The 14103-nt window shown below is 40.1% G+C and carries 14 protein-coding genes and 2 tRNA genes; all 16 read right to left on the bottom strand.

Features of this window, described 5'->3' with window-relative positions; genetic code table 11:
* Positions 1–22: 22 nt before the first annotated feature.
* Complete coding sequence (gene sufB, locus B4W83_RS07010) at positions 23–1435, bottom strand: Fe-S cluster assembly protein SufB (protein WP_000797052.1); 1413 nt, start codon at positions 1433–1435, stop codon at positions 23–25.
* A 57-nt stretch (positions 1436–1492) separates the two neighbouring features.
* The gene (sufU, locus tag B4W83_RS07005) at positions 1493–1933 is read right to left on the bottom strand and encodes a Fe-S cluster assembly sulfur transfer protein SufU (RefSeq protein WP_001218476.1); all 441 of its coding nucleotides are present in this window, start codon (positions 1931–1933) and stop codon (positions 1493–1495) included.
* Positions 1920–3146: a cysteine desulfurase gene (locus tag B4W83_RS07000; protein ID WP_000887748.1), complete on the bottom strand. Its 1227-nt coding sequence runs from the start codon at positions 3144–3146 to the stop codon at positions 1920–1922. The genes sufU and B4W83_RS07000 overlap by 14 nt, the downstream gene beginning before the upstream one ends.
* 10 nt (positions 3147–3156) lie before the next feature.
* Positions 3157–4419 (bottom strand): Fe-S cluster assembly protein SufD, encoded by a 1263-nt coding sequence (sufD, locus tag B4W83_RS06995; protein WP_000159658.1) that lies wholly within the window; start codon positions 4417–4419, stop codon positions 3157–3159.
* A 27-nt stretch (positions 4420–4446) separates the two neighbouring features.
* Positions 4447–5217 carry a Fe-S cluster assembly ATPase SufC gene (gene sufC, locus B4W83_RS06990; RefSeq protein WP_000114489.1) on the bottom strand — a complete coding sequence of 257 codons (771 nt, stop codon included), beginning with the start codon at positions 5215–5217 and terminating at the stop codon, positions 4447–4449.
* Between the two features lie 149 nt (positions 5218–5366).
* Positions 5367–5561 carry a DUF3272 domain-containing protein gene (locus B4W83_RS06985; protein ID WP_001041547.1) on the bottom strand — a complete coding sequence of 65 codons (195 nt, stop codon included), beginning with the start codon at positions 5559–5561 and terminating at the stop codon, positions 5367–5369.
* A 27-nt stretch (positions 5562–5588) separates the two neighbouring features.
* Positions 5589–7244 carry a DNA polymerase III subunit gamma/tau gene (gene dnaX, locus B4W83_RS06980; RefSeq protein WP_000283774.1) on the bottom strand — a complete coding sequence of 552 codons (1656 nt, stop codon included), beginning with the start codon at positions 7242–7244 and terminating at the stop codon, positions 5589–5591.
* The gene (locus tag B4W83_RS06975) at positions 7244–7741 is read right to left on the bottom strand and encodes a GAF domain-containing protein (RefSeq protein ID WP_000920161.1); all 498 of its coding nucleotides are present in this window, start codon (positions 7739–7741) and stop codon (positions 7244–7246) included. The genes dnaX and B4W83_RS06975 overlap by 1 nt, the downstream gene beginning before the upstream one ends.
* Before the next feature lie 85 nt (positions 7742–7826).
* Complete coding sequence (gene rpsA, locus B4W83_RS06970) at positions 7827–9029, bottom strand: 30S ribosomal protein S1 (RefSeq protein WP_001001633.1); 1203 nt, start codon at positions 9027–9029, stop codon at positions 7827–7829.
* 161 nt (positions 9030–9190) lie between these two features.
* A tRNA-Gln gene (locus B4W83_RS06965) sits at positions 9191–9262 on the bottom strand.
* A 9-nt stretch (positions 9263–9271) separates the two neighbouring features.
* Positions 9272–9352 (bottom strand) — tRNA-Tyr (locus B4W83_RS06960).
* Between the two features lie 49 nt (positions 9353–9401).
* On the bottom strand, positions 9402–9632 hold the full coding sequence (locus B4W83_RS06955) for a DUF2969 domain-containing protein (RefSeq protein WP_000037115.1): 231 nt from the start codon (positions 9630–9632) through the stop codon (positions 9402–9404).
* A gap of 167 nt (positions 9633–9799) precedes the next feature.
* Positions 9800–10444: a pyroglutamyl-peptidase I gene (gene pcp / locus B4W83_RS06950; protein ID WP_000699369.1), complete on the bottom strand. Its 645-nt coding sequence runs from the start codon at positions 10442–10444 to the stop codon at positions 9800–9802.
* Between the two features lie 14 nt (positions 10445–10458).
* A complete protein-coding gene (locus tag B4W83_RS06945; protein ID WP_000137263.1) occupies positions 10459–11382 on the bottom strand; it encodes a DUF979 domain-containing protein in 924 nt (307 codons plus the stop codon).
* The gene (locus tag B4W83_RS06940; RefSeq protein WP_000454773.1) at positions 11379–12068 is read right to left on the bottom strand and encodes a DUF969 domain-containing protein; all 690 of its coding nucleotides are present in this window, start codon (positions 12066–12068) and stop codon (positions 11379–11381) included. The genes B4W83_RS06945 and B4W83_RS06940 overlap by 4 nt, the downstream gene beginning before the upstream one ends.
* Positions 12069–12132: 64 nt before the next feature.
* Complete coding sequence (locus B4W83_RS06935) at positions 12133–14100, bottom strand: peptide ABC transporter substrate-binding protein (RefSeq protein WP_000837384.1); 1968 nt, start codon at positions 14098–14100, stop codon at positions 12133–12135.
* Positions 14101–14103 lie beyond the last annotated feature (3 nt).

The raw sequence follows: 14103 nt of genomic DNA, 5'->3' as shown, positions 1-14103 counted from the left end.
TGAGTATATCTAAAATCAAATTTTACCCAACTGACCCTTCCATCTCATAGCTAATCAAGCGGTTCAGCTCAACAGCATACTCCATTGGAAGCTCTTTTGTGAAGGGCTCCACAAATCCCATAACAATCATTTCTGTCGCTTCTGATTCTGACAATCCACGACTCATGAGGTAATACAATTGTTCTTCTGAAATCTTAGAAACCTTAGCTTCGTGTTCCAAAGCAACTTGCGAGTTGTGGATTTCATTAAATGGAATAGTATCTGATGCCGACAAGTCATCCATGATAATGGTATCACATTCAATGTGAGAAACAGATTTCTTAGAGTTCTTGTTAAAGGTTACTTGACCACGGTAGTCAACCTTTCCTCCGCCTTTAGCGATGGATTTAGACACGATAGACGAACTAGTATGTGGAGCATTGTGAATCATCTTGGCACCAGTGTCCTGGTGTTGCCCTGCATTAGCAAAGGCAATAGAAAGCATAGTACCACGCGCCCCTTCTCCATCTAGGCAAACAGATGGGTATTTCATGGTTGTTTTGGCACCCAAGTTTCCATCAATCCACTCAACAGTCGCATCTTTCAAGGCTTTGGCACGTTTCGTTACCAAGTTATAGACGTTGTCAGACCAGTTTTGAATGGTTGTATAACGCATATAAGCTCCTTTTAAGGAAAAGATTTCTACAATGGCAGCATGCAAGCTGTTACTTGAATATGTTGGCGCTGTACACCCTTCAACGTAGTGGACACTTGCTCCCTCATCAACGATAATCAAGGTACGTTCAAACTGACCTGTATTTTCGTTGTTGATACGGAAGTAAGTTTGAAGTGGAATATCCACTTTGACCCCTTTTGGTACATAGATAAAGGTTCCACCTGACCATACTGCCGAATTGAGGGCAGCCAACTTATTATCTGTTGGTGGTACCAACTTAGCAAAGTATTGTTTAAACAAATCTGGGTATTCCTTGAGAGCAGAATCCGTATCTGTAAAGATAATACCTAACTTCTCAAATTCTTCCTTCATGTTATGGTAAACTACTTCGGACTCATACTGGGCAGAAGCTCCAGCAAGATAAGCACGTTCAGCTTCTGGAATCCCAATACGTTCAAAGGTTTCTTTAATTTTTTCAGGAACCTCATCCCAGGAACGAGCTGGTTTATCAGATGGTTTTTGGTAGTAGATCAAGTCATCAAAATCAATCTCTGATAAGTCTGCTCCCCAAGTTTGCATGGGCATTTTTTTGAAGGTTTCATAAGACTTCAAACGGAATTCTAACATCCACTCAGGTTCTCCCTTGGCAGCTGATAGTTCACGAATGACATCCTCATTCAATCCTTTTCCTGTCGATAGGACAGGCTCTACATCATCATGGAAACCAAATTTATATTCACCAAGATCAATTGGTTTTGGTTCTACTCTTTCTTCAGCCATAATATCCTTTCTTTCATTCTTCATTTCTACTGATTCATAAGACAAAAGAAGATCGTCTTATTTGTTATCTTGATTTTCAATTGTTTTCTTAAGGGCATTCCAAGCTAGGGTTGCACACTTGATTCGTTGAGGGAATTTAGCAACACCTGACAAGAAGGCTGCGTCTCCAAGACTATCTTGTCTGTCATCTTTTTGCCCTTGAACCATTTCAGAAAAAATGGTCGCAAGTTCTAAAATTTCTTGTTTGGTTTTTCCTAAAACTGCATCTGTCATCATGCTGGCAGAGGCAGTTGAGATGGTACAACCTGAGTTTAGAAAAGCGATATCTTCCAAACGGTCCTCTGCATCAAACTTGACAGAGAGATTGATAACATCCCCACAGGTTGGATTGTTGAGACTGATTTGCTCAGCATCTTCCAACTTCCCTTGGTGATGTGGATTTTTCGAATGGTCCGCTACCACTGCCATATAAAGGCTATCTAGTTTAGAAAGTGCCATTGAAAAACTCCTTTGTCTTTTGTAAGGAATCGACTAGCTTGTCGCAATCTGCCTTGGTATTGTAGATATAAAAACTTGCACGAGCTGTTGCTGAAACTTCCAAATACTGGAGCAAGGGTTGCGCACAATGGTGACCTGCTCGAACAGCAACTCCTTCATAATCCAGAGCCGTCGCGATGTCGTGCGGATGAAGGTCGCCTAGGTTAAAGGCAATGACACCTGAACGTTGAGCCAAGTCCTGCGAACCGTAAATGGTCAATCCTTCAATCGCCTGTAATTTTGGATAGACATATGCAATCAGTTCCTGTTCATGGGCTTCGATGGCATCCATACCAATCTTTTCCAGATAATCCACTGCGGCAGCAAGTCCGATTGCACCAGCCATGTTAGGAGTTCCAGCCTCGAATTTCCAAGGCAATTCCTTCCAACTAGCAGATTGTTCATAAACGAAATCAATCATCTCACCACCAAATTCAAGGGGTGACATTTGCTCCAGATACTTTTCTTTGCCGTAAAGAACACCGATACCAGTTGGACCAGCCATCTTGTGACCTGAAAAGGCAAAGAAGTCCACACCCAAGTCCTGAACATCAATCTTCATATGAGGCGTAGATTGAGCACCATCCACCACCATGATAGCTCCAACTTGGTGGGCCATTTTAGTGATTTCTTTAATCGGATTGACCACACCAAGGACATTTGATGCATGAGCTAGGGAGACAAACTTGACTCTATCAGTCAATTTAGCTCGCAAATCATCCATATCCAGAGCTCCATCCTTGAGATAGACATAGACAAGCTCCGCTCCAGTCTTACGGCAGGCTTCCTGCCAAGGAATGATATTGGAATGGTGTTCCATGACGGAAATCAAAACCTGGTCTCCCTCAGTCAAGACTTCCTCTGCAAAGCGCGCTACCCAATTAAGACTGGTTGTCGTTCCTCTAGTAAAGAGAACTTCCTTTGTAGACCCTGCATTGATAAACTTACGAATGGTTTCACGAGCAGCTTCATAGGAAGCAGTCGCCCGCTCCGCCAAGGTATGAACCCCACGATGAACATTGGCATTGTCCTGCTCATAATAGCGGTTAATCGTTTCCAGAACTGCTAGTGGTTTTTGTGTCGTCGCAGCATTGTCCAAATAAACCAATGGTTCATCATTAACAATCTGGTCTAAAATTGGAAAATCCTTGCGAATCACTTCTACATCTAACATAGGCTACCCCTTAGCGTTTTGACAATTTTTCTTCGATAGTTGCAATCATTTCATCACGAACTTCCTTGACTGGAATCTCAACGATAACGGATCCAAGGAAACCACGGACAACCAAGCGTTCTGCAGTTGCCTTGTCCAAACCACGACTCATGAGGTAGTACATATCTTCTGGGTCTACCTGACCGATAGAAGCCGCGTGTCCTGCAGTTACGTCATTTTCATCAATCAAAAGAATTGGGTTAGCATCTGAACGCGCTTGGTCTGAAAGCATGAGAACACGACTTTCTTGTTGGGCATCTGCTCCCTTGGCACCCTTGATAATGTGGCCAATACCATTGAAGGTTAAGGTTGCTTTTTCAAGAATAACTCCATGTTGTAGGATATTTCCGATTGAGTTGCAACCATAGTTAGTCACTCGAGTATCAATACCTTGTACCTGACGGCCACTTGAAAGAGCTACGACCTTAAGGTCTGCATGGCTACCGTTACCAATTAAGTCACTATCAAAGTCAGCAACGACGTTCCCTTCGTTCATGACACCGATTGCCCAGTCAATGCTTGCATCGTTACCTAATTTACCACGACGGCTAATGTAAGCAGTGACGTTTTCACCTAGACGGTCGATCGCAGCAAACTTCACTTGAGCTCCAGAACGTGCAATCACTTCTACTGTGATATTAGCAGTTGCTTTGGCACTTCCTTCACCGCGTGACTCTAAACGTTCCAGATAACTAATCTTAGAATTTTTACCAGCGATAATCATAATATGCTTGTTAAACGGCACATCGCTATCGCTGTCTTGATAGAAAATCCCTTCGATTGGTTCAGCAATTTCCACGTTATCAGGAATATAGAGAACAGCTCCACTGTTAAAGTAAGCTGTGTGGTAGGCCGCCAACTTATCATCGTCATACTTAACAGATGACATGAAGAATTCTTCGATCAGCTCTGGAATTTCTTCTAAAGCTGAATGGAAGTCTGTAAAGACAACACCCTGTTCAGCCAACTCAACTGGAGTTTGCTCAAAAACAGTTTGAGTTCCTACTTGCACCAACTTCAAGTGGTTATCTAGTGCAGTGAAATCTGGAACATTTGCTGATGGCTCACTTTCTGTAATCGTTCCATCTCCCAGATTCCAACGGTGGAATTTGACACGCTCAATGACTGGTAATTCCAAACTCTCGATTTTATCAAAAGCTTTTTGACGGAGGTCAGCCAACCAGCTTGGTTCAGCGTGCATTTCTGAAAAAAGTTTAATATTTTCTTTAGTCATTTACTTCTCCTAAAAGATACGAGGGAATTACAATTCTTCCTTGTAGTCATAGCCAAGTTCTTCAGCTAGTTTTGCGTATCCTTCACGTTCCAAACGCGCAGCCAATTCTGGACCACCAGAAAGGACAACACGACCTTCCATCATGACGTGTACCACGTCTGGTGTGATGTAGTTCAAAAGACGTTGGTAGTGAGTGATAATCATAGCACCAAAGCCTTCACCACGCATAGCATTCACACCTTTAGAAACAACTTTAAGAGCATCAATATCAAGACCAGAGTCAATCTCATCCAAAAGGGCAAATGTTGGCTCCAACATCAAAAGTTGAAGAATTTCATTACGTTTTTTCTCACCACCAGAGAAACCTTCGTTGAGGTAACGCTCTGCCATTTCTTCTTTCATGTTGAGCAATTCCATTTTTTCATCTAGCTTAGTGATAAACTCGCGAACTGAAATCTTTTCATCATCTTCTTTACCAGCATTCATAGCTGCACGAAGAAACTCAGCGTTAGTAATACCAGGAATTTCTGATGGGTATTGCATAGCAAGGAAAAGTCCCATACGCGCACGCTCGTCAACTTCCAACTCAAGGATGTTTACGCCATCAAACAAGACCTCACCTTTGGTCACTTCATAGTTTGGATTTCCCATGATAGCGGCAGAAAGAGTCGATTTACCAGTACCATTTGGTCCCATGATAGCGGCGATTTCTCCTGTTTTCAGGGTCAGGTTAACCCCTTTTAAAATTTCTTTTCCTTCAATCTCAACGTGAAGATCTTTGATCTCTAATACTGACATGATAGTTCCTTTCTTTTTCAAGACTTTTACAGTACTTACTAGAAAAACGTCTGATTTCCCCAGAAATAGAGTAAAAGGTCTATAAATATACTTTTCTAGTATAACAAAAAAAAGCCTAAAAGGCTTTGATTTTGTCTGGAAGCTGAGGGCTAGTCTTTCCTATTAAAATGCTGATCGATGACATCAACGATTTTGCCCATCACATAACTGACGCGAAAATTTCTGAAGAGTAAAATTGCCCAAAAGGCTGCCATAATATAGCGGCCAGTCATCCAGGCTTCGTTGAAAAAATAGGTCTCAGCAGCTGTAAACAGCGCCATAATAATAAATTGTTGTTTATTCATAAACTTATTGTATCATGAAATCTTTCTTTAGTCTTCCTCTACCTTCACTTTATCAGCCAAAAATTCAAATCCTTCTGGAATCAGGCTTTCTTCTGCTTCTTTTTCAGTTTGAGAAGATTTGGCTTTGGCTGAAAAGGCTGCGCGAACTTCTTTCCATTCCTCCATGGAAATGGCTAAAATCTCAGGTGAAAAACCTGCTGCCTGACTAAGGATGTTACCAAACATGGTGTTGAGATTGTCTCGTTTCATGGTTTGACCAGCATTGAAGTTAGATTCAAAAGCAAGAATGGCATGGTGTTCATTGGCTGCAACCGGTTGAGAACCAACTAGCAGAGCCTTATCAGGGCCTCCTAGACTTTCAATCACCTCTCCCCAGGCATTCTGCAAACGAATCAGGTTTTGACGTGCTAAATCAGGATTTTCAACGGCCTCTTGTAAGATAGATTGAACTTTATTGCGATCCACACGATAGACTGTCTTGCCTGTTGCTGGGCGACTAGGAGCTGAACTCGTTGGCTTGGGTACAGTTCCCACATTGGCGAGTTCTTGTTTGAGACGTATCACTTCTTGTCTCAGCGTAGCAATTTCATGTTCAACCGCCCCTGAAAGAGCTGGTTCAGGCTTAATTTCCGCTAAACGAATGGTCATCATTTCAGCATAAATCTTGGGCTGCAAACTAGACTTAATATCTGCTAAACTCACTGTCGCTAAGCGAATCATTTCAAACAGATTTTCCTGAGGAAGTGCCAAATTTTCTACAAAGACTGGACTATGATGAGTGTTTTCTCCCCCTGTTTGAACAATTAACAAGTCTCTTAAATAGTGCAAAAGGTCGGTCACAAAACGAGTCATGCTCTTACCATTATCAAAAAGAAGATTTAAGCAAGACAAGGCCTTGGTAACATCCTGTTGAGACAAGGCAGCCACATAATCATCCAAGGCTGATAGGCTAATGGTGCCAGTAATTTCTTCAGAGATGGCAGTCGTCAATTCATTTCCCTGTGTCAAACTCAGAGCTTGATCCAAAATAGACAAGGCATCCCGCATTCCACCTTCCGCCTGTCTGGCAATGATTTCCACAGCCTCTGGTTCAGAACTAATATTTTCTTTTTCTAAGATATAGTGGATATGTTCCTTAATATCCTGTGTCTTAATTGATTTAAATTCAAAACGTTGCACACGGGATAGAATAGTCGCAGGAATCTTGTGCAATTCAGTAGTGGCCAAAATAAAGACTACATTCTGTGTTGGCTCTTCCAGCGTCTTTAGGAGAGCATTAAAAGCCCCTGTAGACAGCATGTGAACCTCGTCTATGATATAAACCTTATAACGAGCAAGACTAGGGGCATAGGTAGATTTATCACGAATTTCACGGATTTCATCCACCCCATTATTAGAGGCTGCATCCATTTCAATGACATCTTCTAAACTACCGTCCGTCACTGCCTGACAAATATAGCAGTTATTGCAAGGTTCGCCACCCACTTGATTGGGACAGTTCATAGCTTTGGCAAAAATCTTAGCTACACTGGTTTTTCCTGTTCCACGTGGACCAGAAAAAAGATAGGCATGACTTATTTTCTCTTGTTCTACTGCTTGTTTAAGAGTCTTAGCCACAACTTCTTGACCAACCAACTGGGAGAAGTTTTGACTTCTATATTTTCGATAAAGTGCTTGATACATTAAGATTTTTCCCCAAACATTGTAAAGTCCCATTCCGTCTTTTCAAGCAAAATAGCGACAAATTGTTCCAAATAATCTCGATCCATAGCATCGTAATCCTCAATCTCTGAAGAATCCAGATCCAGAACTCCAAGTAACTGACCATTCTTCATCATCGGCATCACAATTTCACTTTTAGCTAGACTGTCACAAGAAATATAGTTTGGATAGGTACTTACATCACCAACCAGGACTGTTTCCTGAAAATGAGCTGCCTCCCCACAAACACCTTTTCCCAGTGCAATACGGATACAGGAAACACCTCCTTGGAAGGGACCTAAAACCAATTCCTTTCCATCGAACAAATAAAAACCTGCAAATACAGTATTAGGAAAACGTGATTTTATGAGAGCACTGGCGTTGGAAAGATTAGCCAAAACATTGGTCTCGCCTTCCAATAGGAAGGACAATTCTTCATTTAACATTTGATAACGTGATTGTTTTTCTGATTTTAACATAGAACTATTATATCAAAAAAGGAGCAGAGACAAAAGAAAAATCCCTTGTTTAGTAAACAAAGGATTTTGTGAATTTTCAATTTGATTAAAGTTCGATATCACCAAACAAATCAGCCATTGAGAATCCTGTTTGTGTTTCTGGAAGTTCGAAATCACGTTTTTCTTGACGTTTTGGACGACGTGGACGAGCAGCACGTTTTTCTTCTTTTTGTCCTTCTTCTTGAGATGGACGCTCTTCAAGAGCTTTGATAGAAAGTGATACGCGCTCTGCATCTGCGTTAACTTCAAGAACTTTAACTTGAACTTCTTGACCAACTTTAAGAGCTTCTTTGGGATTTTCAATACGTTTGTGTGAAATTTGTGATACGTGAACAAGTCCATCGATACCTGGCAATACTTCAACAAATGCACCGAAGTCAGTCAAACGTTTAACTGTTCCTTCTACTACATCACCTTTAGCCAATTTTTGCTCAACGCCATCCCATGGTCCAGGTGTTGTTGCTTTAAGTGAAAGTGATACACGCCCTTCTTCTTCGTTAAGATCAAGGATTTTAACTTCAATTTCTTCACCAACAGTTACAACTGATTTTGGTGATACGTTACGTTCGTGTGACAATTCAGTCAAGTGAACCAATCCGTCAACACCACCAAGGTCGATGAAGGCACCGAAGCTTGTGATACGCGCAACTTTACCAGTTACAACATCACCAACAGCCAATTTACCGAATACTTCAGCGCGAGCTGCTGCTGTAGCTGCTTCAACAACTTCACGACGTGAAAGGATGAAGCGGTTTTCTTTAGCGTCAACTTCTTTGATTTTAGCATCAAATTCTTGACCTACAAAACGCTCAGTGTTACGTACGAAACGAGTATCCAACATTGAAGCTGGGATAAATCCACGAACACCTTCAAATTCTACTGAAAGTCCACCTTTAACGGCACGAGTTCCTTTAACAGTAACAACTTCTTCTTCGCGACCAACAAGTTTGTCCCATGCTTTGCGAGCTTCAAGGCGTTTTTTAGATACAAGGTATGTAACTGTATCAGTATCTTTACCAACTACTTGACGAAGTACAAGAACATCCAATACTTCTCCTACTTTAACAAAGTCATTGATATCTGCATCGCGATCGTTTGTCAATTCGCGAAGAGTCAAGACACCTTCAACACCAGTTCCAGAGATTGCAACGTTAGCTTGAGTCGCATCAACTGTCAATACTTCAGCACTAACAACATCACCAGTCTCAACTTGGCTAACGCTATTTAGCAAATCTTCAAATTCGTTCATCTAAAAAATCCTCCAACAATCAAGTTTTTCTTAAACTTGACATACTTATAATTTTTTTCCTAAGCACCCGCAAGGACATGTTCATATCATTCACGTCTTTCAATTATAAAAATAAAATACCCTAAGATATTTTGCTTTTTATCTTGATTATTACCTAAGAACTGGGGTAGCTGGATTCGAACCAACGCATGAGGGAGTCAAAGTCCCTTGCCTTACCGCTTGGCTATACCCCATTGATGAAATGGAGAGAGAGGGATTCGAACCCCCGAACCCGAAGGAGCGGATTTACAGTCCGCCGCGTTTAGCCTCTTCGCTATCTCTCCTACAATCAACATGGACTATTATATCATGAAAATTTCAAAAAAACAAGACTTATTTTGCTAAATTATAATTTTCAATCAAAATTTCCACAGCTTTTTCCAATTTTTTATAAAAACTATCGACATTCCCATTCTTTATGATGGCCAATTGTCCATCTAATTCGGCAATTTCTCCGATAACTTTTTTACCAATGGTCAAGGTATAGCCTTCAAAACTGTCTTTTCCTACATTAACTTTGGCATCTGCTACTTGAATTTCGATTTTTTTATCTTTCTTGCTCATTTCATACCTCTCTTCACTTTTTCTATTTTACAAGAAAATCCTAAAACTAGCAAGAAAAAACTCTATATCAGGCTTGTCTGACATAGAGTTTTATGTAAACAACATCAATCGATTTAGTATAGCTAATAGTTAGTAAACAAGCATAATTGACTATCCTTTTTAGGTTATCAGTGAGTCTCACCACCTACTAACTGCAAATCCTTATCTTTGTAGTCTACAATAGCTTCAATAGCTACCTCTATGCCTCTTACAATATCACATAGACTCATTCCTGCAGTATTCGGCTTATTTACTACTTGTTCCATCATATATGGAATATGCATGAAACCTGCTCTCATATTAGGGAATTTTTTATCCACTAAATAAAGAGCTTGGTACATCAAATGATTGCAAACAAAGGTTCCTGCACTATTGGACACAACTGCTGGAAGTCCCTGTTTTTTAATAGCTTGTACCATCGCTTTGATAGGTAAACTACTAAAATAGGCCGATGCTCCATCAATACGAATCGGTGTATCAATTGGTTGATTGCCTTCGTTATCAGGTATGCGAGCATCATCTTGATTAATAGCCACTCGTTCAGGTGTTAAACCTGTCCTGCCGCCTGCTTGTCCAATACAAAGTACAGCATCTGGTTGATATCGTAATATTTCTGCCTCTAAAACTTCTGACGACTTATAAAAAACCGTTGGAATTTCTACCCAGCGAACTTCGGCCCCATTAATCTCAGATGGTAATAATTTTACAGCCTCCAAAGCTGGATTAATCTTTTCACCTCCAAAAGGATTAAAACCTGTAACCAATATTTTCATTTTATTTTCCTTTACTAAAATGCGAGAAAGTACATTAAGAATATGTGAATAACAATCATTACTAGAGCAACACCTGCTTGAGCCTTTATAACACCATTCTGATCTTTCATATCCATCAGTGCTGCTGGTAGAGCGTTAAAATTAGCAGCCATTGGGGTCAATAAGGTCCCACAATAACCTGCTGTCATGGCAAGAGCACCAGCCACAATTGGATTAGCTCCCAGAGCAAATACAAAGGGAACTCCAACACCTGCTGTAATAACGGTGAATGCTGCAAAAGCATTTCCCATAATCATTGTGAATAGAACCATTCCAAGAACATAGGCCAAAACTCCTATAAAGCGACTATCTGAAGGAACAATACCGCTAATCAGATGAGAGATAACATCACCAACACCTGCTACAGTAAAAATAGCCCCCAAAGCCCCTAATAATTGGGGAACAATCCCACTTGTTGAAACTTGCTGAGTCATTCGATTATTTTCTGATAACAGACTCTTAGGGTGACTATTGGTAATCACAAGAACAGAAATTGTAGCAAACAAGGCGGCAAGGCTAATCGAAATCTTGCTAAATTCTGGAATCATTTGCGCTAAGACCAACGCAAGTATTGCCATCAGCATAACTGGAATAAAAATTTTATTTTTCAATCTGTTAGATTCAATATTGGCTTTCATTTCATCTAAGGATGGCAAGGTTCCGATACGGACTTGCTTAAACAATGTTAACAGCGATAATAGGATTACAATAATACCAATACTCATATTTGGCATATAGGAACCACCTATAAACGTAATAGCCAATAGAGTCCAAAATGCAGATGTTCCAAATCGGACTGGGTTTGTTTTATCTTTATAACTACAATAGGCTGTATGGAGAAATTGACAACCAATCACAATATAGGTCAACTCTAATAGTTGCTTTGCCAACTCTGTCATTTTTGTTCTCCCCCCCTAGTCTTTTCTGATGTCAATTTTTTATCAAATAAATAATTATAAATCCCCACTACAATAAGTGTTATAACAGCAACAATAATAGATGCAGAAGCAATCCCTGCATAATTGCTTTCATAGCCTAACTGATCTAATGTTCCCCCTATCAAGAGGACTCCCCCAGCACCTACAAACGTATTTTGAGCAAAGAAATTTCCAAAATTTTCATTCGCAGCCGCACGCGCTTTTATTGTCTCATCTTCAACCTCTGTTAACTTTCTACCTAATTGAGACTCTGCTGCTGCTTCTCCCATAGGTTGAACCAAAGGTCTGACAAACTGAGGGTGTCCTCCTAGACGAATTGAAAAGAAACCAGCTAACTCTCGAATAAAGAAATAAACTGTATAGAAGTTTCCAACTGTCAGACCTTTAATCTTTCGAATCAAATCAATTGATCGTTGCTTGAGTCCAAAGGTTTCTGACAGTCCCACAAGAGGCAAGGTAACCATAAAAATCGTGAGCACTCGCTGATTGCTAAATTCTTTTCCCAAAATCTCCAAAAATTCAACGAGAGAAACACCTGAAACTAAAGCTGTAACCAAACCAGCTAAGACTACTGTTGCAATTGTATCAAATTTTAAAATAAAACCCACAACAATGATTGCTATTCCTATTAGTTTAATCCACTCCATATCAAACTCCTCTATATTCAAAATGACAGTATTTTTTAAATTTTCTCAAGAGCAATACCATTCCTTATTTAATGTGCTTTTCTAGTTCTTTTTGGTATTTGCTATTGGATTCCAATTTTTCTTTTTGCCATTTTTTAAGAGCTTCGTCATATTCTTTTGTTGTAACAATATCTTTTTGCAATCTCATTCCTTTAAAGATATATGGATCCCCCTTAATACCAACTTGTGAGTATGGTTTTGAGAATGGTACTACGTTACTTACAACTGGAGAACCGCCAGATGAAGCTGTTGGCATCAATAATGAACTATCTGTCAACCAAGCTTGAGCTTTGGCATATTTTTCATATCTCTTCTCTAGGTCAGTGGTCTCAGAAACAGCATCTTCTAACAATTTCTTATATTGATCCAAACCAAGTTTAGCGACAACATCCTTATCTTTTCCTTTCGTAATACCAAGGTGTTTCATGGCAGAACCAGATTTTGGATCCATAATATTCAAGTAAGACGCTGGATCTTGATAGCTTGGAGCCCATCCTGTACTGTTCAAATCATAGTCTTTTTGAGAAGGAACACGCGCTTGTGATGTAATAGTTTCTTTTTCATTATCTGTCATTTGAAGTACATCGATGACAACATTTTCAGCACCAAGAGTTGATTCAATAGACTGTTTGAAAGAGTTGCTTTGTTGAACGGCGATAGTATCTGTTTGTTCAACCGGGACATCCAAGTGAATTGGGAAGGTTACCCCTTTAGATTCCAAGTCTTTCTTAGCTTTTTCGAAAGCAGCTTTAGCCTTGTCAGGGTTGTAGATAGAATCCTTACCGTCAACTAGCTCAACACCTTTCCATTGGTCACCATAGTTCACCAACTCTGCTTGAGCGATTTGACCAAAGTTCTTACCACCTGCTTGTACGAAGTTATCTGGAACAAGGCTGTTACGAATAATCTTGTCCGCACCATCTTCACCGTTTAGCTGGGCAGCATAAGAATGACGATTAAAGGCAAAGTTGATAGCCTGACGGAAATCCTTATTGAGCATCGCTTCTTTTGTAGAAGTCTTTTGCTCCTCACTTGTTTTCGCAGTTTTATTGTATGACTGACGATTTACGTTAAAAGTAAAGTAATAACTACTTGAGTCCTGTGGGCTATAAGTGATTTTATCTCCGTATTGTTCCAAAGTTGAAGCAAAGTTTGAGCTGCTTGGGAAGAGACGGGCTGTCGTATAAGCACCAGAGGAGAAGCTACGGATCAAAGACTCCTGATCTGAACCATCGTAGTAGGTCAATTTAATCTTCTCGATTTTAACATTTTCTTTATCCCAGTAATTTGGATTTTTTTCATATTCAATCAAAGATTTAGAAGTCAATGTTTTTAAGAAATAAGGACCATTGTAGAGAATCCCTGCTGGGCTAACCTCTCCGTAATTCTTTCCTGATGCCTTCAAAAACTCTTCATTTACAGGCAACATCGTCGCTGTTGTAACTTTTGAATTCCAGAAACTTTCTGGCGCATTCAATGTATACTCAACTGTGTAGTCATCCAAAGCTTTAACACCAACTGTAGAGAAATCATTGGTTTCACCAGTCATATAGGCGTCCAAGCCTTTGATTGAATTTTGGATGAGAGAGACACCGTCTGACTTACCATCAGCGACGTGTTTTAGTCCTGTCACAAAGTCATGGGCTGTCACTTCTGCGTATTCTTCGCCTTCTGATGTGTACCATTTCACTCCCTTACGAAGTTTATAGGTATAAGTCAATCCATCTTTTGAGACAGACCAATCCTCAGCCAAGGAAGGAATAACATTACCATATTTATCATTTTCCATCAAACCATCAACGACATTCCCGATAATATCTGTTGTGGATGTACGCGTTGCTATGCTGTAGTCCAAGGATGCTGGATCCACTGCATAAACATAAGAAAATGTTGTCGGAGCATCTGCTTCTTTATCAGCTTTTCCACAGGCTGCTAAAAGAGCTGTTGTGCTTAGGATAAGTCCTGTTGTTAAAATCCACTTTTTCGATTTCATAAA

The organism is Streptococcus pseudopneumoniae ATCC BAA-960 = CCUG 49455 (genome assembly GCF_002087075.1).
Taxonomy (GTDB): domain Bacteria; phylum Bacillota; class Bacilli; order Lactobacillales; family Streptococcaceae; genus Streptococcus; species Streptococcus pseudopneumoniae.
The sequence above is the reverse complement of the archived record's forward strand: the minus strand, read 5'-3'. Positions and strand labels throughout refer to the sequence as shown.